Annotated in this window: 14 protein-coding genes; 12 read left to right on the forward strand and 2 right to left on the reverse strand. The window is 72.5% G+C overall.

All coding sequences use genetic code 11. The features are described from left to right. Positions 1-12 precede the first annotated feature (12 nt). From fxsT to ACZ6N8_RS29270, 3 genes are all read left to right on the forward strand, one after another. Positions 13-3,828 (forward strand): FxSxx-COOH system tetratricopeptide repeat protein, encoded by a 3,816-nt coding sequence (fxsT, locus tag ACZ6N8_RS29260; protein WP_466014044.1) that lies wholly within the window; start codon positions 13-15, stop codon positions 3,826-3,828. A gap of 12 nt (positions 3,829-3,840) precedes the next feature. Beyond that, on the forward strand, positions 3,841-4,824 hold the full coding sequence (locus ACZ6N8_RS29265; protein WP_466014046.1) for a hypothetical protein: 984 nt from the start codon (positions 3,841-3,843) through the stop codon (positions 4,822-4,824). A 109-nt stretch (positions 4,825-4,933) separates the two neighbouring features. Then, positions 4,934-6,073 (forward strand): hypothetical protein, encoded by a 1,140-nt coding sequence (locus ACZ6N8_RS29270; RefSeq protein ID WP_466014047.1) that lies wholly within the window; start codon positions 4,934-4,936, stop codon positions 6,071-6,073. Here the strand turns inward: ACZ6N8_RS29270 and ACZ6N8_RS29275 are convergent. Further along, entirely contained in the window at positions 6,052-8,184 is a 2,133-nt protein-coding gene (locus ACZ6N8_RS29275; protein ID WP_466014049.1) for an AAA family ATPase, read from the reverse strand. The genes ACZ6N8_RS29270 and ACZ6N8_RS29275 overlap by 22 nt on opposite strands. A 273-nt stretch (positions 8,185-8,457) precedes the next feature. On the opposite strand from ACZ6N8_RS29275, the gene ACZ6N8_RS29280 reads away from it, so the two are divergent. From ACZ6N8_RS29280 to ACZ6N8_RS29320, 9 genes are all read left to right on the forward strand, one after another. Next, entirely contained in the window at positions 8,458-10,338 is a 1,881-nt protein-coding gene (locus ACZ6N8_RS29280; RefSeq protein WP_466014051.1) for a RyR domain-containing protein, read from the forward strand. Next, positions 10,335-10,847: a hypothetical protein gene (locus ACZ6N8_RS29285; RefSeq protein ID WP_387117835.1), complete on the forward strand. Its 513-nt coding sequence runs from the start codon at positions 10,335-10,337 to the stop codon at positions 10,845-10,847. The genes ACZ6N8_RS29280 and ACZ6N8_RS29285 overlap by 4 nt, the downstream gene beginning before the upstream one ends. Before the next feature lie 189 nt (positions 10,848-11,036). Beyond that, entirely contained in the window at positions 11,037-12,254 is a 1,218-nt protein-coding gene (locus ACZ6N8_RS29290; protein WP_466014053.1) for an MFS transporter, read from the forward strand. Between the two features lie 92 nt (positions 12,255-12,346). Continuing rightward, on the forward strand, positions 12,347-14,011 hold the full coding sequence (locus tag ACZ6N8_RS29295) for an ABC transporter substrate-binding protein (RefSeq protein ID WP_466014055.1): 1,665 nt from the start codon (positions 12,347-12,349) through the stop codon (positions 14,009-14,011). A 6-nt stretch (positions 14,012-14,017) separates the two neighbouring features. Then, positions 14,018-14,974 carry an ABC transporter permease gene (locus ACZ6N8_RS29300; RefSeq protein WP_466014057.1) on the forward strand — a complete coding sequence of 319 codons (957 nt, stop codon included), beginning with the start codon at positions 14,018-14,020 and terminating at the stop codon, positions 14,972-14,974. Next, entirely contained in the window at positions 14,971-15,858 is an 888-nt protein-coding gene (locus ACZ6N8_RS29305; protein ID WP_466014058.1) for an ABC transporter permease, read from the forward strand. The genes ACZ6N8_RS29300 and ACZ6N8_RS29305 overlap by 4 nt, the downstream gene beginning before the upstream one ends. Continuing rightward, positions 15,855-16,877, forward strand: coding sequence for an ABC transporter ATP-binding protein (locus tag ACZ6N8_RS29310; protein ID WP_387117847.1), 1,023 nt, complete (start codon positions 15,855-15,857; stop codon positions 16,875-16,877). The genes ACZ6N8_RS29305 and ACZ6N8_RS29310 overlap by 4 nt, the downstream gene beginning before the upstream one ends. Next, positions 16,874-17,875 (forward strand): ABC transporter ATP-binding protein, encoded by a 1,002-nt coding sequence (locus tag ACZ6N8_RS29315; RefSeq protein WP_466014061.1) that lies wholly within the window; start codon positions 16,874-16,876, stop codon positions 17,873-17,875. Before ACZ6N8_RS29310 ends, ACZ6N8_RS29315 begins: the two co-directional genes overlap by 4 nt. Beyond that, a complete protein-coding gene (locus tag ACZ6N8_RS29320) occupies positions 17,872-19,662 on the forward strand; it encodes a gamma-glutamyltransferase family protein (protein ID WP_466014063.1) in 1,791 nt (596 codons plus the stop codon). The genes ACZ6N8_RS29315 and ACZ6N8_RS29320 overlap by 4 nt, the downstream gene beginning before the upstream one ends. On the opposite strand, the gene ACZ6N8_RS29325 is transcribed toward ACZ6N8_RS29320, so the two are convergent. Next, on the reverse strand, positions 19,659-20,339 hold the full coding sequence (locus ACZ6N8_RS29325) for a GntR family transcriptional regulator (protein ID WP_364363761.1): 681 nt from the start codon (positions 20,337-20,339) through the stop codon (positions 19,659-19,661). The genes ACZ6N8_RS29320 and ACZ6N8_RS29325 overlap by 4 nt on opposite strands. Positions 20,340-20,398 lie beyond the last annotated feature (59 nt).

Below are 20,398 nucleotides of genomic sequence, written 5' to 3' on the forward strand. Positions count from 1 at the left end.
CGGGGGAGACCGATGAAGATCAACAAGGATGGGTTGACGGGGGCCGCCACGATCGTCTCGTTCGTGTCACCCGCCGACGACACCGGCCGCAGCAGCGCGGTCGCCAACGTGGCCTGGATCCTCGCCGGCAGCGGCAAGAAGGTGCTCGCCGTCGACTGGTGCCCGAAGACCCCGAGGGTGTACGACTTCCTGCGGCCGGTCCAGGTGGACGCCGTCCCGGCGGCCCGGACGCTCGGCGACGACCTCGCCGCGGTGCTCACCCCCGCATCCGACGCCCGGCCGGCGCCCCAGTCGACGGTGATCACGCCTGTCCCGCCCGAGCAGGGCACCCTCTACCGGTACGCGGTGTCCGGCTCGACCGCCACCTTCAGCATGGTCGGTCTCGACGCCACCACCGGCGGGCCGCCCACCGGGGACGCCATCGGGATCCGACACCTGCTCCAGCAGGCCGACTACGACTACGTCCTCATCGACGCCCCGGTGGACCTGAGCGCGCCGGGGATCACCCACACCGCGGTGCTCAGCGACGTCGCGGTGGTCTGCATGCCACCTCGTCGGGTGTCCGTCCAGCAGGCGGCGAGCCTGGCCAAGGAGTTGCAGCAGCGGGCCACCGGCGGAATCCGGGTGCTCGCCGCACCGACCCTGCACGAGGTTCCCGACCCCGGGCACGGAGGGTCCCGGGACTACGTCCGGCAGGCCTTCGCCTGGCTGCTGGAGGAGCCGGCCGGCGGGGCCGCGCCGACGGGGATCCTGGAGGTGCCGGCGCACAACTACGACACGTTCGAGGACGTGCTGTCCGTGCTCGCCGACGATCCGGACGACCCGAACAGCCCGCTGAGCGCGTACGAGCGGATCACGGGGTGGATCACCGGGGGCGAGGTCACCAGGGCGGCCCCGGTGCCGGCGCGGATCCGCCGGCGGTACCGGCACGCGGTCCAGTTGGAGCCGGCGGAGAACCTCGGCGACACGGTAGTGGCGTACGACCCGGTCGACCGGCCCTGGGCGGACTGGATCGCCGGGCAGTTGCGCCGCACCGGCATCCGCTCCCACCTGCGGCCGGTACGCCCCGGCGAGCAGCCCGATGTGGACCCGGACACCACGGTGCTGGCGGTTCTGTCGCCGGATCTCGCCGAGACGGGCCTGTCCCGGCTGCGTCCGGACACCGCCGACGCCTCGGCGGAGATGCTCGGTGTCCTGGTGGCGGGGGAGGCGTGGCGTGAGCCGTTCGCCCCCGAACAGGTCGTCGACCTGCGCGGCGCCGACGGCGTCCGGGCGCAGTCGTTGCTGCTGAGCCAACTGGGTCTGATCGCCCCCGCGCCACCCGTCGGCGACCGGCGCAACGTGCCGCGCTTCCCGGGGGACCGCGGCCGGCGGGTGCGCGTGAACGTTCCTCCCCGCAACCCCTCGTTCGTGGGCCGCGACGACTATCTGGAAAGGGTGCGCGATCACCTGACCAGCGAGGACGGCCCGGTGACCCTCACCGGCGGCGCGGGGGTCGGCAAGAGCGAACTGGCCCGCGAGTTCGCCCACCGGTTCGCGTACGACTACGACGTGGTCTGGTGGATCCCGGCGCAGGACCGGGAGACCGTGCAGAACGGCCTCGGCGCGCTCGCCGACGAGATCAAGGCGGTGGACAGCACCGGGGCGGCCGAGGCGGCGTTGAAGGCGCTCGCCGCGCCCGACGGCGCTTTCCCGCGCTGGCTGCTGATCTACGACAACGCTGACGACGCGGACGTGTTGAGAGACTTTCTGCCGCGCGACGGCGTGGGGCACGTCCTGATCACGTCGCGGGACGACGGCTCCTCCGGGCTGCCCTCCCCGCTGGAGGTCGCCGCCCTGACCGGCGACGAGAGCGTGGCCATGCTGCGCCGGGTCCTCGGTATCAGCACCGAGGACGCCCGCTCGATCGCCGTGGCGCTGGAGCACCTGCCGCTGGCCCTGCGCCTCGCGACGGCCTGGATGCGGCAGCGCACCCTGGCGTTGGAGCGCGGCGGGGTGCCCAGCCTGGAGGCGGTGAGCCAGAGTGTCCGCGAGCTGCTGGCCGCGCTGGAACGGCAGTCCGAGGAGGAGCTGGGGGAGAGCATCCCCGGCTCGCACACCTCGAGCGTGGCCCGGGTCCTGCGGATCACGCTTGCCGCACTGCGGGCCACCCCCTTCGGGGAGCTGGCCATCCGGTTCGCCGAGCTGAGCGCCTTCCTCTCCCCGGAGGGCATCGGGCTTCCGCTGCTGCGGTCCACCTCGATGCTCACCCAGCTCGCCGCCGCCTCCGGCAGGGACGCGGACGAGTTGCTGCTCGACGCCGGCGAGGTGGACCTCGTCCTCACCGTGGGCACCCGCTTCGCGCTCTACGACGTGGACTGGGGGCACGCGTCGGCGCTGCGGATGCACCGCGCCATCCAGGTGCTGCTGCGGGGTGCCATGCCGGAGCCGGAGCGGGGCGAGCGGCACCGGCAGGTCCTGCGGGGCCTCGCCGGCTACGCCCCGACGGACCCGGAGGCGGACGACAGCCGCTACGCAGGCGTCTTCGACGAGTTGCAGCAGCACCTCGTCCCCTGCGGCGCGCTCGAGTCCGACGACCGGCAGGTCCGGCACTGGGTCGTCAAGCAGATCCGTCACCTCTACCTGTCCAACGACAGCGACGCCTGGCGCTCGGCGCTGCGGTTGGCCTCGGCGACCTGCAAGCGGTGGGACGGCGGCGAGGAACTCGACCAGTTGACCATGCGGCTGTTCGTCCAGACCGCGAACCTGAACCGGGCGCTCGGCGAATACCAGGAGGCGTTGCGGCTCGACGAGCTGGTCCTGAGCGAGCAGCGCCGCCGCTACGGCCTGCGCCACTTCCGTACCCTGGTCGCCGGCCGAGGTCGCGGCGGCGACCTGCGCGGCCTCGGCCGTTTCGAAGACGCCCTGGTCGAGGACCAGGCCACCTTCGAGGGTTTTCGCTCCCTGGTCGGCGACGACCACCCGAACACCCGGATGGCGGTGAACAACCTCGGCATCTCGTTCCTGCTCACCGGTGACGCCCGGGAGGCCCTGCGGCTGGCCCGTCAGGAACGCGATCGCCGGATGCTGCTCTTCGGCCCGGAGGACCCGCGGACCTGGCGGGCGTCGTGCCAGGTCGGCACGTGCGAGCGGGAGGTCGGCGAGTACGACAGGTCGCTTGCCACCCTGCGCGAGGCGCTGGCGCGGATCCATGAGCTGCCCACCGGCAGCCTGCTCGACGAGTTGCGGGTCAACCGCAGCCTCGCCGTCACCGAGCGCCGCCTCGGCCTGGCCATCTCGGCGAAGAAGCGCAGCGCGGAGACGTACCGCGGCTATGTCCAGAACCTCGGCGAGGACCACCCGCTCACCCGCGGCAGCCTGCTCAGCCTCGCGGCCGACTACTACCGGGCCGGCGACGCCGGGATCGCCGTGAAGCACGCCACCCGTTGTCTGCGCGGCTACCTGCGGAAGCTGGCGTCGGAGCACCCCTTCACCGCGGTCTGTTCGGTCAACCTCGGCCTGTTCCAGCGGGGCCTGGGGGAGTTCGACCAGGCCGTCTCGTCCGGCGAGAGCGGCCTGCGCCCCCTGCGGGCGAAGCTCGGCGACGCGCACCCGTGGACGCTGGCGGCGACGACAGCCCAGGCCGGCCACCTGGCCGCACGCGGCGACCTGGACGCCGCGTTGACGACGCAGGAGGAGGCGCACGGGACCGCCCTGGGTTACCTCGGCCGCGCCCACCCGGTCACCCGGGACGCCGCCGCCAACCTCGCGGCGGTCCGCGCGCTCCGCGACGGCGCCCCCGGTGCCGGCGCACTGACCGACTCCGACATCGATGTGCCGCAGGGCTGAGGGAGAGATCAGGTGACGGATCCGGAGCTGCACGACGCCCTGGTCGAGGAGACGGCCGAGCAGGACGTCCCGAGCTTTCTGAAGAAGCGGGACCTCTGCCGGGGGCTGCTGCTCAGCGGCTGCGGCGTCTACCACGTAGCCCACTACACGAGCGGGGTCCTCGACTTCGCACTGGACCTGCTCGACCACCCGTCGGTTCCATCTCCGGACGAGGAGGACGCGTCGCAACGCCGCGAGGTGTACCGCCGGGTCGGGGCGCAACTCGTCTACCGGGTCAGCGAGCTGCACCGCCGGCTGGGGGAGTTGCAGACGGGTGCGCTGATCCGGACTGTCGTGCAGACCCGTACGGGTCTGGTCTTCTGCAACTCGGTGGTCGGCAACGAGCACATCGTGGGATTCGCCGCCGTCCCCGAGGCGGACACCGGGCCGGTGGCCGACCCGAGCCGGGTCAGTGTCGTCGACCGGGCCGCCGCGCATCTCGCCGGCGACCTGCGGCGGCTGCTGCGGCAGCGGTCGCAGAACCCGGGCGGCTGGGACGGCGACGACGCGGCGCCACCACCGGCCACCGTGCCGGACGAGTTCCGCCCCCACCACATTGGGGTGCCGTCGCCGGACGGGACGCTCACCGCGTTGCGACCGCAGGGCCTGCACTACCTGAGCCACCACCGGATGGGTGATCAGGAGTGGGCCGTCGACATCCTCGACCACCCCGATCTGGACCCGTTCTTCAACAGGGGCGTCACGGTGGCCGATCGGCGGGACCGCTACCAGCGTCTCGCCGGTGACCTGTCGCTGCTGGCCCTGCAGGTGGGTCGGGACCTGCGCCGGGCCGTGGTCGGGAACGTGACCCGGCTGGTGCTCGACGTGGAGATGGGCGCCGTCTACTACTACCACCTCTCCCCGGACGACTACCTGGTCGGTGTGACCCTCGACCAGGACTCGGTCGCCCGCGCCGACGAGGACGTGGCGGCGGTGGCGCGACTGTTCACGGCCTGAATTGTCGCGAGGATTCACGCGGTTCGTGATTGAGGTGGTCGGCCCGCGTCGATATCCTCACCTCGGATCAACGGGGGTTCGACGCGTCGGTTGGGTGGCCGTGACCGTAGTGGCGAGATCAGCGGCCGTGGCCGCCGCCGCCCTGGCCGGCCTGGTCGTGGCCTGGGCCGGCGACGTGGACGGGCTCGAACGCGCCCCCGCGTACCTGCTCCTCGCCTCGGTCCTGCTGGCGGTGGGCCTGGTCGGCAGCACCCGTGACATCAGTCTCGCCGAGGTGCGCGCCCACCTGGGCACCGTGCTGCTGGCCGTCACCGTCGGTGTGGTCGCCAAGGCCGCGCTCATCGCCGGTGTGATGGTGCTGGCCTTCCGCGACCCCGCGTTCCTGGTCCTCGGCGTGGCAGTCGCCCAGATCGACCCGCTCGCCGTGGCCGCCATGAGCCGGCCCGACCGCACCTCCGCGCGGGCCCGGTCCATCCTGTCCATCTGGGCGTCCTTCGACGATCCCATCACGGTGCTTCTCACCGTCTACGTCTCCGCGTTCGCCCTGGACCTCAGCGGCGGCGACGGCGGCGCGCTCGCCGGTGCCATCAGCGACCGCCCCCTGGACCTGCTGCTCGACCTGCTCGCCAACGTGGGCTTCGCCGTGGGGGCCTGGCTGGTGTGGCGACTGCTGCGTGCCGCCGGCCTACGCGAGGACGCGCACCGTCCCCGGCTCCGTACGGCGCTCAACTGGCTGGCGGTGGCGTTGCTGATCGCTATGGTCCTGGTCGCCGCGTGGCAGTTCCTCATGCTCGGCCTGGCGATCGCCGGGCTCTTCTTCCGCCCCCGGCTCGGCCCCGTCGTCGGCCGGTCCACCCAGGCGGCGTACCTGGTGGCCACGTTCCTGCTGGGACTGCTGCTGGTGAACGGCGTCGACATCCTGCCCGGTGTGGTGCTCGGGCTGGCGGCGGTGGCGGCGCAACTGGTGGTGTCGGTGCCGATCACCCGTGGCCTGCCCGCGACCGACCGACGGTATCTCGCCTGGGGGCAGCAGAACGGCATCACCGCGGTGATCCTCGCCCTCGTCCTGGAACGGGACTTCCCCGGCACGGTGGGGATCGTGGCGACGGCCATCGTGGTCATCAACGTCATCCACGCCCTGGCCACGGCGGTGCTCGACAGGCGTCGACCCGGCGGCCCCGGCGACACCGCGCACCGACCGGACGCCGACCCGACGCCGCTCGGCGCTCAGCCGGCGAGCAGCAGCTGACGGACCCGGCCGCCCAGCCCGTCGAAGACCGACCGCGCCTGCGACCAGGTACGCGAGTGGTCGACCGGATCCACGCCGTCCTCGCCACCGCCACCGGCGGCGGCCAACCCGCTCAGCGTGTCCAACTGGAACAGCGGCAGGTACTCGGCTATCCCGTCGTACGTCTCGCAGAGCAGATCCAACCGTTCCAGGTCCGTCGGTTGGGGATCGGCGCGGTGGCCGGCGTACCACTGCTCCACGCCCTCGCGGAACGCCTCGATGAGGCGGCGCAGGACCACCGACGTGCCCACCGCCCGCTGCACGTCCCGCGAGCGCAGCAGCGACCGTAGGGCCTGGCCGCCGTCCGCGCCGCCGACGGTCGCCACGCGGTGCGGGGCGAACGCGTCCCGCAGGCGGCGTTCGAAACCGGTGAGCTGGTCCAGGGCGTCGATGGCCTCGACGAACACCCGCGCGACACGCCCCGGCAGCGGCGGCGTCGCCCCCGCCTCCGGCTGGTGCTGCGGTACGACCCCGAGCAGACCGGCCGGACGCAGCTCGCCCCGGATCTCGTCGAGCTGGTACGACAGGTGCTCGATGGAGCGCTGGGTGTTGCTCTGCTGGCGGTGGATCCGTTCGACGCGCTGGCGTACCGAGGTCAGCGCGTCCGCGCCGATCGCCTGCTCCAGCCGGCGCATCAGGGCCTTGACGCTGCCCGACAGGTCCTCGGCGAAGGACTGCGGGTCGTGCACGATGGGCTCGACGCTGAACGTGCCTGCGAGTTCCGCGGCGAACTCCGTCGGCAGGTGGCCGACGACGACGAGGATCACCTCGCTGTCCGGGACGGCCGCCCGGATCGCGACGACCCGTCGGTGCAGGTCGTCGACCTCCTCCGCCTTGAGGACCGACTCGCTGAGCAGCACGCAGCAGCCCGCGTTGCGTTCCTCCACGGGTATCCAGAAGTCGACAGGCAGGTCACGCATCGACCCGAGCAGATGGTCCCGCTGGTACGACCAGCCGTCCTGGGTGAGCACCCGCCGTACGTCGGCGGCGACGTCCTGCCGGTTGGCCAAATCGAACTGGACCCGAACGACCTCGCGGACCATGACGTGGGTGACGGGTGTGCCGGCCTGGGCGGCGCGCTGGAACAGGTGGTAGCAGAGCCGGATCACCCGCCGGGGCACCCCGTCGGCGAGGTTGGCCAGGTATTCGGTGGTCTCCACGGTGAACGGCGCGAGCCGGGCCTGGCCGAACGCCCGGAGCTGGGTCTGCCTGATGAACGTGCGCACGTCCTCGCCGGTGAGCGCGGACATCCGTACGATCGGCCCGATCCGCTGGCGCACCTCGGTGCTGAGCAGGTGCAGCATGTCGGGCAGCCCGGCGATCACGAGCAGGGCACCGGCGGAGGTGAACACGCCGAGCAGCCGTTGCAGGCGGGCCATCGTCTCCGGGCCGGGCCGGCCACCCGCGGTGAGGATCTTGTCGAGCTCGTCGAGGACCAGCACGAAGCGGTCGTGCCGTCGACCGTGCAGCAGGGCCAGCACGCCCATCGCCTCGACGGCGGTGGCCTCCACGTCCGTACTGGGGGTGACGCCGGCGGCGACAAGCGCCGGGCCCGGCGGATGACCCGACAGCCAGTCCCACGCGGCGGCCTCGGTGCCCGGGTCGAGCAGCATCGCCAACGCGGTGCCGAACGCCGGGTCGGTGGTGACCTCCGCCAGGTCCGCGCGAAGCCGCTGGACGAGCTGATCGGCCGAGGAGTCGGGCAGGTAGTCGGTCAGCAGCTCACGGACTGCGTCCCGGGACAGTCGGGTCAGGAACCGGCGGTGCAGGGACAGGAACGTGTCGCCCGGCGCGTCCAGGTAGATGGCCTGCCCGGCCGCTCCGGTGACCCGCCGGGCGTGGGCCAGCAGTTCGACCGCGAGGTGGGTCTTGCCGGTGCCGTAGTCACCGACGAGGGCGACCACGGCGCCGTCACCGGTGCGGAGGTAGTCGTCGAGCTGGTCGGTGGCGTCGCGGACGGCGGTGGTGACCACCGTGCTGCCGCCGGTGCCCTGCTCCGTCACACGGGCCACGGCCGTCGGGGAGAAGGGATTGACCGGGCCTGCCGCCGGTGGACCTTCGACTGCGTCCATCTCCGTGATCCTCCGGTAGCTCCGGCCTGGGCGCCAGGTGTCGGGGGACCCGAGGCCGACCCGTTCCTGCGCCCCCTCCGGCCCGTCTGGCAATCGTAACCCTCGGTGGCGAGTCAGGGGGACCGGTACGCATCCACCGACTGCGTCGTTCACCTGGGAAAAGAGCCGATCAGCCGGGGTGCCGATGGTCCGGTCGGATCGACTGCGTCGAATACGATACGAGGTGGCCCGGTCCCGTGGATCGCGGCGTCGCGCGGACGAGGGAGTTGGTCGATGACGGGTCCGGTCCCCGGCGCGTACCGCCCCGCCGGGAGGGCACTGCGGATGGTCTTCGCGGTGATCGGCCTGCTCGCGCTGGTGCTCGGCTACGTGGGCTTCGACCGGATGCTGCGGGCCGAGCCGGGCAGCGGCTACGACCTGTACGACGTCGTCTACTACGACATCCAGCTCTTCGTGCTCGGCGCGGAGCCGTTGCAGGATCCCGGCCCGCACCCGTGGCAGTTGCAGGTCGCCCGGTTCGCGGCCCCGCTGTTCACCCTGCTCGCGGTGGTGGAGGCCAGTCGGTTGCTGCTGGCCGCCGAGATCCGCCGGTTGCGCGCCCGGCGGGCTCGCGGGCACGCGGTGGTCTGCGGCGACTCCCAGTTCGCCCACATGCTCGCCGACCGGCTCTTCAGCGAGGGCGAGCGGGTGGTCGTCGTACGCGCCGAGCCGTTCGGGCCGCTGGAGTACCGGCGGCGCCGTTACCTGGGGGTCACCGGCGACCCGACGAGCCCCGAGGTGCTGCGCGGCGCCGGTCTGCCGCACGCCCACACGGTCTACGCCTGCACTGACGACGACGACCGCAACCACGCCATCGCCAACGCGGCGAGCCGGTTGATCCAGGACCGGCGGCAACCGGCCCGGGTCTACGTGCAGGTCCACGACCCGGAGATGTGCCTGTCGTTGCAGGCCCGGCGGTTGGGTGCGGCCGGTTCGAGCCGGCTGCGGCTGGACTACTTCCACGTCGACGACGTCGCCGCCCGGGCCCTGCACCGGCACCACCCCCTTCCCACCCCGACGGGTCGACCGGTCCGGATCCTCATCGCCGGCCGGGGCAGCTTCCGCCGCGCCGCGCTGGTGGCCAGCGCCCGGCACTGGCAGCTGCGCCAGGCCGAGGCGCCGCCCGGTCGGCCCGTGCCGCCGCTGCGCGTCGACCTGGTGGCGCCGGACGCGACAGTCGAACTCGAGCTGGCCACCGCCCGGCACCCCTTCCTGCCGGCCGCCTGCCAGGTCCGGGCGTACGACCTGGACCTCGACGGTCTGGTCGGGTCGGGGATGCTGCGTGGTGGCTACGACCGGCTCTACGTCTGCGCGGTGGACGAACGCAACGGCCTCCAGTTGGCGTTGGACACCCCGGCGCTGTGGCAACGGGCGGAGAGCACCGTCTTCGTACCCGTGTACCGGCAGGCGGCGCTCGCCGCCGCGTTCCACGGCGACCGGCGGCACGACCTGCTCGACGAGGTGCACGGCCGGCTCCAGCTCTACCCGGTGCTGACCCGGGCCTGCGACGCCCAGCTGATCGCCGAGGACCTCACCGAACGGCTGGCCCGGCAGATCCACGACAAGTACCTCCAGTCGCAGGCCGAGGCCGGGGTGCGCCGGGGTTCGGCGCCCGCCATGGTGGACTGGGCCCGGCTCCCCGAGTCGCTGCGCCGGGCCAACCGCGCCCACGTGCAGGACATCGCCGGGAAGCTGCTGAGCCTCGGTTGTGTGGTGGCGCCCCGGCACGGCACCACAGGCGGTACGGCGGATCCGGGGGCCAGCCGGGCGATCGACGACCGGATCGACGAACTGGCCCGGATGGAGCACGAGCGGTGGTGCCGGGAACGGCGGGGGGAGGGCTGGGTGTACGGCGAGCCGCGCGACGACGCCCGCCGCCGGCATCCCACCCTGCGGCCCTGGGACGAGCTGCCGCCGGACGTCCAGGAGATGAACCGCAACGAGATCCGGGCGCTGCCGGAGGTGTTGTCCGACGCCGGCTTCGAGATGATCCGGCTGACCGCCGAGGGCGCCGAGCCCACCCCCGCCCCGCCCGCCCCGCCCCGGCAGAGCGGCGCAGCCGGTGAGTCCCCGCGTACGTCGGGCGGCGCGTCGGGGGAGATGATCGGCGGATGACGCTGGACCCTCGGCCGGTCCGGGTGGGGATCACCGGGCACATCAACCTGACCCCCGCCACCGAACGGCTCGTGTACGACGCGCTGCGTACCGAGCTGCGCCGGATCAGCGAGCGGCCGGTGCGGGGTGTCACCTGTCTGGCCGCGGGCGCCGACCAGGTCTTCGCGCGGGCGGTGCGTGCCACCGGCGGCGTGTACGAGGTGGTCCTGCCGGCGCCGGACTACCGCGAGCGGGCGATCCCGGTGGCGGGCCGGGCCGCCTTCGACGAACTGCTCGGCGGCGCGGTCGAGGTCGTCCACACCGGATTCCGGCACTCCGGCACGGCCGCGTACGTGGCCGCGAACCGGGAGCTGCTGCGCCGGGTGCAACGTCTGGTGGCCGTCTGGGACGGGGAGCGCGGCTGCCACGAGGCGGCGACCGACCGCACCGTGGGCTGGGCGCGGCAGCGCGACATCCCGACGACGGTCCTGTGGCCGCCGGGTGCGCGCCGGACCGACACGGCGGGCTGAGGACGCGGCGGGCTGAGGACGAGGCCTCTCCCGGCCGGCGCGGCCGGGTCCCGCTCCGCAGGTGACGCCACCTGATGAGGGGCGTTTGCGGCAGTTACCGCACCTGGGCCGGTGGTCACGACCCATGCTGCACGGGGGACAGGAGGCGCGGCGGCCCGCAGCACGGGTCCGGACCCGGAGGGACTGACCATGTCCAAGGCCAGCGACGCCGACGGCGTCCGGGCTCGGTCGCGTTCCACGTCCGGTGCGGTACGCGTCGCGTTCGCCTTCTGGATCACCCTCGTCGGGACGACGGTGCCGACCCCGCTCTACCCGCTCTACGAGAGGCAGTTCGGCTTCTCGTCGTTGACGGTGACAGTGGTCTACGCCCTCTACGCGCTGGGGGTGGTCATCGGGCTGCTGGTGTTCGGCCGGCTGTCGGACCAGATCGGCCGTCGCCCGGTCATCCTGGCCGCGCTGATCCTCTCCGTCGCCGCCGACGCCGTCTTCCTGTTCGCCGTTGACCTCGCGATGATCATCGTGGGTCGGGTGGTCGCCGGCCTCTCGGCCGCGCTTGTCATCGGAGCGGCGACCGCAGCCCTGGCCGAGCTCATCGACCCCCGGCACCCCAAACGTGCCGCCACCGTCTCGATCTTCGCGAATCTGGGCGGTCTCGCCGCCGGCACGCTGCTGGCCGGGATCGTGTCGGACGTGGCACCCGAGCCGCTGCGGCTGCCCTGGGCCATCGTGCTGATCCTCGCGGTGGTCGCGATCGTCGCGCTGCGCGGGGTGCCGGAGACGGTGCGGGAGCGTTCCCCTGTGACGATCCGGGTGCAGCGGCTGTCCGTACCGGCGAACATCCGCGGTGACTTCGTCCGTTCGGCGATCACCGGCGGTGCGGGCTTCGCCGCGCTCGGAGTGCTCACGTCGGTGACCGGGTTGTTCCTCGGCATGGTCCTGCACAGGACGTCCCACACGCTTGCCGCGCTCGTGGTCTTCCTGGCGTTCATCGGCGCGGCCTTCGGTCAGCTCCTGACCCGCGTCCTGTCGTCGCGCGCCGCGCTGGCGTACGCCTGCGTCGGTCTGGTCGTGGGTGCCGGTCTGCTCGGGTTCAGCATGTGGAGGGCGGTGTTGGCGACGCTGATGGCCAGCGCGGCGCTCATCGGGATCGCCGCCGGGGTGGCCGTCGGCGACGGCGTCGCGACGATCACGATGAGGACCGCGCCGCAGCACCAGGCCGAGGTGGTGTCGACCTTCTTCGCCATCCTCTTCGCCACGCTCGGCGTGCCAGCGGTAGGGGTGGGGCTGCTGATCCAGGCGACCGGGCTGCGTCCCGCCGGTGAGATCTTCAGCGGGGTGGTGGCGGTGCTCGCGCTGGGTGTCCTGTTCAGCCTGCTGCGCGGCGGCCGGACCCGGTCCCCGGGCTGATCGCGGGTCGGGTTTGTCCGCGGCGCGGAGGTCTTGCGGCGGTCATCGTATACAACATACGCTCCCCGAATCGCCCACTTGAGGAGCTCTCCATGACGAACCTCTCCGCCAGCGAAACGAGCCGTCTACTCCGGGCCGCGGTGGCGGTCGTCGCCGTCGCCTGCACCGTCGTCGCCTGTTCACCTGTGTCGGACGACGGGGGCGGCACCGGGTCCGGCGACAGCCGGTCGGCAGGCCAGGACTCCTTCGGTACGCCGGCCGACCCCGCCGCCGTCAAGCAGGGCGGAAAGCTGGTCATCGCCCTCTCCGCGGAGCCCGACGCGCTGGACCCGACACTCTCGCGCAGCCTCTACTCCCGGTACGTCTTCCAGGCCATGTGCCAGAAGCTCTACGACGTCAACGAGCAGGCGCAGGTCGTACCCCAGCTCGCGACCGCGCTGCCCACGACGAGCGGCGACGGCCGGACGGTCACCATCCCGCTGCGCCAGGGCGTGCGTTTCGCGGACGGGACCCCGTTCGACTCCGCCGCGGTCAAGGCCACCCTGCAACGGCACCTCACCAACAGCCGGTCCGCGCGCCGCAGCGAACTCGGTCCCATCGACGGCGTCGACACCCCCGACGCGCAGACCGTCGTCCTGCGGCTGAAGCAGCCGTTCGCGCCGCTGGTCGGTGCCCTCGCCGACCGCGCCGGCATGATCATGAGCAGCAGGGCGTTGCAGAGCCTGGGCGACGACTTCGCGTCGGCGCCGGTCTGTGTCGGCCCCTTCAAGTTCGCCAAGCGGGTCCCGCAGAACTCGATCGACGTGGTGAAGGACCCGAACTACTACGAGGCCGACAAGGTCCACCTCGACGCGATCTCCTGGCGGATCCTCAGCGACGCCAGCATCCGGGCCGCCAACCTGCGCTCCGGCGACGCCCAGGTCGCCGACAGCGTCTCCACCCAGGACGTGGCGTCGCTGCGGCAGGACTCCTCGGTCTCCGTCCTGCAGTCGCAGTCCCTCGGCTACCAGGGCCTCACCATCAACGTCGGCAACGTCGACGGGGTCGGCACCGCACCCAAGCCGATCAACCGGCCCCTCGCGCAGAACGCCAAGGCCCGCCAGGCCTTCGAGCACGCCATCGACCGCAAGGCCCTCGTCGACGCCGTCTTCAACGGCGTGCACACCGCCGCCTGCTCGCCCATCTCGCCCGCCAGCCCGTTCTCGTCCCCCGAGGCGCAGACCTGCCCGGCGCACGACCCCGCCAAGGCCAAGCAACTGCTCACCGAGGCGGGCGTGCAGACGCCGTACCCGGTGACGATGCTCGCGTCGAACACACCTGACACGCTGCGCCTCGCCCAGGCACTGCAGGCGATGGTCAAGGAGGGCGGGTTCGACCTGAAGATCAACCCGGTGGAGTACTCGTCGCTCCTCGACGAACAGGACCGGGGCAACTTCGAGCTGCTGCAACTCGGGTGGAGCGGACGGATCGACCCGGACGCCAACATCACCAACTTCGTCGGCACCGGCGCGAGCCAGAACGTCTCCGGCTACAGCAACCCCCAGCTCGACACGCTGCTGACCCAGGCCCGGCAGGCCGGCGACGTCGAGGAGCGCAAGAAGCTGTACGGGCAGGCGGTCACGCTGCTCCAGCAGGACGACGCGCTCATCTACCTCTACCGGCAGCGCAACCTGACCGCCGTCGCCAAGCAGATCCAGGGTCTGCAGGTCTTCCCGGACGGTGTGATCCGGGCGGCGTTCGCCGGCTACACCAAGTAGGTCGTCGTGGCCCGATACCTGCTCACCCGCGCCTGGCAGTCGGCCCTGACCCTGCTGTTGTCGACGATCGTGGTGTTCGTCGGCGTACGGGCGCTCCCCGGCGACCCGGCCCTCGCCCTGGCGGGGGAGGACCGGTCGCCGGAGGCCCTCGACGCCATCCGCCGGCACTACGGGCTGGACCAGCCGCTGCCGGTCCAGTTCGCGCAGTACGTGGAACGCGTGGTGCAGGGCGACTTCGGTGTGTCGATCCGGACCGGCACGCCCGTCTCGTCGATGCTCACCACCGCCCTGCCGGTGACAGTCGAGCTGTCCGTCCTGGCGATCGCCATCGCCTCGCTGCTCGGCGTCGGCGCCGGGGTGCTCGCGGCGGTCCGCCGTGGCCGCCCGGCGGAGTGGTTCGCCAACGCGCTCGCCCTGATCGGGCTGTCGGTGCCGCACTTCTGGCTCGGGCTGCTCGCGATCCTCTACCTGTCGGTGGCGACCGGCCTGTTCCCCGCCTCCGGGTTCGTGCCGCTGCTGGAGGACCCGGTCGACAACCTGCACCACATCGTCCTGCCGGCGGTGATCCTCGGCACCGGCCTGGCCGCCATCATCATGCGGCAGACCCGCTCGGCGATGCTCGACTCGCTCTCCTCGGACTACGTCCGCACGGCGAAGGCGAAGGGCCTGCGCCCCCGCGCCCTCGTCACCAGGCACGCGCTGCGCAACAGCCTCATCGTGGTGGTGACGGTCGTGGGCCTCCAACTCGGAGGGCTGATCTCCGGCGCGGTCGTCACCGAGCAGATCTTCGGACTGCCGGGCTTCGGCAAGATGACAATCGACGCCGTGTTCCAGCGCGACTATCCGGTGATCCAGGCGGTCGTGCTGCTCACCGCGACGGCCTACATCGTGATCAACTTCTTCGTGGACCTGCTCTACTCGGTCATCGACCCCCGCATCCGGGTGACGGGAGATCCGGCATGACCGTCCTCAGCGTACCGATGGCCGAGACCGACGCGGTAAGCATCACCCGCCGGACCCGCGTCCTGCGACGCTTGCGCCGCAACCCGCTCGCCGTCGTGAGTTTCGTCGTCCTCGCGCTCGCGGCCGGCGTCGCGCTGCTGTCGCCGTGGCTCGCCCCCTACTCCGTCGACCAGACCGACTTCGCCCGCACCTTCGCGCCCCCCGGGACATCCGGCCACCTGCTCGGCACCGACGACCTGGGGCGCGACGTCCTGTCCCGGATCATGCTCGGCGCTCGTGCCTCGTTGCAGGTGGGGCTCCTGGCCGTGGCCACCTCGCTTGTCATGGGCGTACCCCTCGGGCTGGCCGCCGGCTACTTCCGGGCCTGGGACGCGGTGATCTCGCGCTTCACCGACCTACTCCTCGCGTTTCCGTTCCTGATCATGGCGGTGGGTCTCGCGGCGATCCGGGGCGCCAGCCTCGGCAACGCCGCGGTGGCCATCGGCATCGCCCAGATCCCCGGCGTGATCCGGGTGGTGCGGTCGGACACGCTGCGCCTCAAGTCGCTGGACTTCGTCGCGGCGGCCGTCGTGGACGGCGCCAGTGACCTGTGGGTGCTCGCCCGGCACATCCTGCCCAACGCGACGTCGGTGATCCTCGTGCAGGCCACTGTCGCGATCCCGGCGGCGATCCTCGGCGAGGCCGTGCTCTCCTTCCTCGGCCTCGGCATCCAACCCCCGGCCCCCAGCCTCGGCACCATGCTTGCCACCGCCCAGCAGTTCGCCGCCCGCGCACCCTGGGCCGCCGTCCTGCCCGGCGTCGTGATCATGGGGTTGGCGCTGGCGTTCAACGTCTTCGGTGACGCCCTGCGCGACGCCCTCGACCCCAAGGGAGACCGGCGATGACCACGGCCCCCGCGAGCACCGCCACGGCCGTCCTGGAGATGCGCGACCTGTCGGTCTCCTTCCCGACCGAGACCGGCACCGTCTCGGCGGTCGACGGGGTCACACTGGACCTGGCGGCCGGGGAGATCGTCGGGATGGTGGGCGAGTCGGGCTGCGGCAAGAGCGTCACAGGCATGAGCATCGCCGGTCTGCTCCCGGGCAGCGCCCGGGTCACCGGCTCGGTACGCCTCAACGGCACCGAGCTGGTAGGGGCCCGCGAATCCGCACTCCGTCGGGTACGCGGCCGGGAGATCGCGTACATCTTCCAGGAGCCGATGACGTCACTGAACCCGGTGCTCACCGTCGGGCGGCAGATCGCCGAGGTGCTCCAGGTCCACGAGCGGATGTCGCGGCGGGCCGCCCACGCCCGCGCCGTGGAGCTGCTGACCCTCGTCGGCATCCCCTCCGCGGCGCACCGCGTCGACGCTTACCCCCACCAACTGTCCGGTGGCATGCGTCAACGCGTGATGATCGCGATGGCGGTCGCCTGTGGCCCGAAGGTGCTGGTTGCCGACGAGCCGACCACCGCGCTCGACGTCACCGTCCAGGCCGGCATCCTCCAGGTCCTACGGGACCTGCGCGACCGGCTCGGCACGAGCATCCTCATCATCACGCACGACCTCGGGGTGATCGCCGACATCGCCGACCGCGTCGTGGTCATGTACGCCGGCCGCGTGGTGGAACGGGCGCCGGTCACCGACCTGTTCGCGCGCCCGTACCACCACTACACGGCCGGACTCCTGTCGGCGTCGCCGAAGCCGGGGCGACACGCCAGCACCGCGCGGCTGGCGGAGATCCCCGGTCTGGTGCCCGTCCTGTCGACCCAGCCGGACGCCTGCACGTTCGCCGACCGCTGCCCGGCGGCCGACGCGCGGTGCCGCGAGTCCGCGCCGCCGCTGGAGGTGGCGGGGGACGGGATCGACCACCTCGCGGCGTGCTGGCACCCGTGCCCGCCGCAACCTCGGGAGGCGAACCGATGACATCCCGACCGAACGCCCTGGAGATCGAGGACCTGGTGATGCACTTCGGCCCGGTCCGAGCCGTGGACGGGGTGTCCCTCACCATCGCCGCCGGCCGGGTCACGGCCCTGGTGGGAGAGAGCGGCTCGGGCAAGTCGACAGTCGGCAGGTGCGTCGTACGCCTCGTCGAACCGACAGCCGGCGTGGTCCGGATCGCCGGCACGGACGTCACCCACCTGTCCCGCCGGCAGCTGCGCCCGCACCGCGACGCGGTGTCGATCGTCTTCCAGGACCCGGCCGCCTCTCTGGACCCGCGCATGCTGGTGGGTGAGATCGTGGCCGAGCCGCTGCGGCTGGCCGGCCGGCGCGTCCCGCGGCGCGAGCGGGAGGCCCGCGTCGCTCCGCAGCTCGAACGGGTGGGCCTGCGCGCCGAGGTGGCGCGGCGTTACCCGCACGAGCTGTCCGGCGGGCAGCGCCAGCGGGTCAGCATCGCGCGGGCACTGGTCTCCGAGCCGATGCTGCTCATCGCCGACGAACCCACGAGCGCGCTCGACGTGTCGGTGCAGGCCTCGGTGCTCAACCTCCTCGCCGACCTGCAACGCGACATCGGTTTCGCCTGCCTGTTCATCACCCACGACCTGTCCGCTGTCGAGTACCTGGCCGACGACATCGCCGTCATGTACCTGGGCCAGCTCGTCGAGAAGGGCTCCCGCGAGCGGATCTTCGCCCGACCCGCCCACCCCTACACGCAGGCGCTGCTGGCGGCCGCGCCGGTGGCCGACCCGGTACGCCAGCGCCAGCGCCAGCCGGTGCTGCTCGGCGACGACCTGCCGTCCGCGCTGGACCCGCCGTCCGGTTGCCGCTTCCGGACCCGGTGCCCGCTCGCGTTCGACAGGTGCGCGACCGAGGTACCGCCGCAGGTGCCGATCGGCGACGGCATGGCAGCCTGCCACCTGGTCCAGCCGGACGGCACCGGCCCCGACGTCCGCACCGCAGATTCGAGTGAGGTGTTGTCATGACGTTCACCACCAGACCGACGTTGCAGGGCACGTTCGGCATGGTGTCCTCGACGCACTGGCTGGCCAGCCAGTCGGCCATGGGCATCCTGGAACGCGGGGGCAACGCCTTCGACGCGGCGGTGACCGCCGGGTTCGTCCTGCACGTCGTCGAGCCCCACCTCAACGGGCCGGGCGGCGAGGTGCCGGCCATCGTGGCGACCGCGCAGGACCCGACCCCGAAGGTGCTGTGCGGGCAGGGCCCGGCGCCGGCGGGTGCCACCATCGCGCACTTCCGGTCCCTCGGCATGGACCTGATCCCGGGCGCCGGGCCGCTCGCGGCGGCCGTACCCGGCGCCGTGGACGCCTGGCTCCTGCTGCTGCGCGAGCACGGCACGCTGTCCCTCGCCGAGGTGCTGGAGCCGGCCATCGGCTACGCCGCCGCCGGCCACCCCCTGGTGGGCAGGGTCGGCGACACCGTGGCGGCGGTGCGTTCGCTGTTCCAGGAGCACTGGCCCACGTCCGCCCAGCTCTGGCTGCGCGACGGCCGGCCACCGGCCGCCGGGGAGATGGTCACCAACCCGGCGTACGCCGACACCCTGCGCCGCCTCGTCGAGGCGGGACGGGCCGCCGGTCCCGACCGGGAGGCGCAGATCGAGGCCGCCCGTGGTGCCTGGAGCACGGGATTCGTCGCCGACGCCATCGACAGGTTCAGCCGGCTGCCGTTCCAGGACTCCAGTGGACGCCCGCACGCCGGTCTGGTCACCGGCGACGACCTGGCCGCGTACTCGGCGACGTGGGAGGAGCCGGCCACCCTGGACTGGCACGGCTACTCGGTGGCGAAGACAGGCTTCTGGGGGCAGGGGCCGGTGCTGCTGGAGACGCTGTCGGTCCTCGACGCGCTCGACGATCCGAGCGCGTACGACCCGGCAACCGCGGCCGGCATCCACGCCCAGGTCGAGGCGCTCAAGCTCGCCTTCGCCGACCGGGAGGCCTGGTACGGCGACAGCGCCGACGTGCCCGCCAAGGCGCTGCTCTCGCGGGAGTACGCGCGGGAGCGGGCCGCCCTGATCGGTGACCGCGCCTCGGCGGAGCTGCGGCCGGGGCACCCCGACGGGGCGCAGCCACGCCTCGCGGCGCACGTCCGGCCCGGCGCCGGCCGTCGTGCCGATCCGTCGGACGCGACGACCGGTGAGCCGACCGTGCAGTCCGACGGGGTGACCCGGGGCGACACCTGCCACGTGGACGTGGTCGACAGGTGGGGCAACATGATCTCCGCGACCCCGAGTGGCGGCTGGTTGCAGAGTTCGCCCACCATCCCGGAACTCGGGTTCCCGCTCGGCAGCCGCCTGCAGATGTTCTGGCTCCAGGAGGGTCTGGCGTCGTCGCTGGCACCCGGCCGCCGGCCACGGACGACCCTCAGCCCGACCATGGTGCACCGCGACGGTGAGCCGATCCTGGCGTGCGGCACGCCCGGTGGCGACCAGCAGGACCAGTGGCAGCTGCCGTTCCTGCTGCGTCACCTCGTCGCGGGGCAGTCGCTCCAGGAGGCGATCGACGCGCCCGCCTGGCACACGGTCAGCCTGCCGGGGTCGTTCTATCCGCGCGACATGCAGCCCGGCGTCCTGGTGGTGGAGCAACGCCTCGACGAGGACGTGCGGGAGGCACTGCGGTCGTACGGGCACGACGTGCGGATGTCCGACGCGTGGAGTCTCGGCCGGCTCTGCGCGGTCACCAGGGATCCGGGCACCGGCGTGCTCGCCGCCGGGGCGAACCCGCGCGGTATGCAGGGGTACGCGTGCGGTCGCTAGCGGGCGCCGTACCCGCCCTCGGCGTTTTCGTACGCCGCCGCGGAGGCCGCGTCGAGGTGGGCCAGCGCGGCCCGTTCGGCGCGGTCACCGTCGCCTGACTCGATGGCGTCGACAAGTTGGATGTGCTCGGCCCACGAGTGCGGCGCGCGTTGCTCGGCCCCCAGCCGGAAGACCCACTGGACGTGGAGGTACAGCGACTTGGCGATCGACGACAGCCAGGGGTTTCCGCTGATCTGGAGGATGCGCAGGTGCAGGGCGCTGTTCAGTTCGGCGACCCGGGGCAGGTCCTGCCGTTCGGTCGCCTCGCGGCCCTGGTCGAGCAGCGCGCGCAGGGCCGCGACGTCCGCCGCGCTCGCGCGTTCGGCGGCCAGCCGGGCGGCCAGCGCCTCCAGGCGCTCGCGGACGGCGAACATGTCCCCGATGGTGCCGCTGCTCGGCGAGGCGACGACCGCGCCCCGGCGGGGGAGGATCACCACGAAACCCTCGGCCTCGGCGACGCGCAGCGCCTCCCGGACGGGGTTGCGGGAGACGCCGAAGTCCTCCGCCAGCCGGTCTTCGGTCAGCCGCTCGCCGGGCAGGTAGTCGCCGTCGATGATGGCGGTCCGCAGCGCGGTGAGGACCTGGTCGCGTAGCGGCAGGTGCTGAGCGCCGAGCTTGTCCCGCAGGTCTTCCGCCACCTGGTCGCCTCTCCGTGATCCGTCCGGGAAAAGTGTATACGAAGAACAATTTTTGGAGG

This window comes from Micromonospora sp. NPDC047521 (assembly GCF_055587305.1).

Coding starts and splice junctions, on each gene's coding strand:
- fxsT (WP_466014044.1), top strand. CDS start 13: ATGAAGATCAACAAGGATGGGTTGACGGGGGCCGCCACGATCGTCTCG.
- ACZ6N8_RS29275 (WP_466014049.1), bottom strand. CDS start 8,184: ATGGACGCAGTCGAAGGTCCACCGGCGGCAGGCCCGGTCAATCCCTTC.
- ACZ6N8_RS29280 (WP_466014051.1), top strand. CDS start 8,458: ATGACGGGTCCGGTCCCCGGCGCGTACCGCCCCGCCGGGAGGGCACTG.
- ACZ6N8_RS29285 (WP_387117835.1), top strand. CDS start 10,335: ATGACGCTGGACCCTCGGCCGGTCCGGGTGGGGATCACCGGGCACATC.
- ACZ6N8_RS29290 (WP_466014053.1), top strand. CDS start 11,037: ATGTCCAAGGCCAGCGACGCCGACGGCGTCCGGGCTCGGTCGCGTTCC.
- ACZ6N8_RS29295 (WP_466014055.1), top strand. CDS start 12,347: ATGACGAACCTCTCCGCCAGCGAAACGAGCCGTCTACTCCGGGCCGCG.
- ACZ6N8_RS29305 (WP_466014058.1), top strand. CDS start 14,971: ATGACCGTCCTCAGCGTACCGATGGCCGAGACCGACGCGGTAAGCATC.
- ACZ6N8_RS29310 (WP_387117847.1), top strand. CDS start 15,855: ATGACCACGGCCCCCGCGAGCACCGCCACGGCCGTCCTGGAGATGCGC.
- ACZ6N8_RS29315 (WP_466014061.1), top strand. CDS start 16,874: ATGACATCCCGACCGAACGCCCTGGAGATCGAGGACCTGGTGATGCAC.
- ACZ6N8_RS29320 (WP_466014063.1), top strand. CDS start 17,872: ATGACGTTCACCACCAGACCGACGTTGCAGGGCACGTTCGGCATGGTG.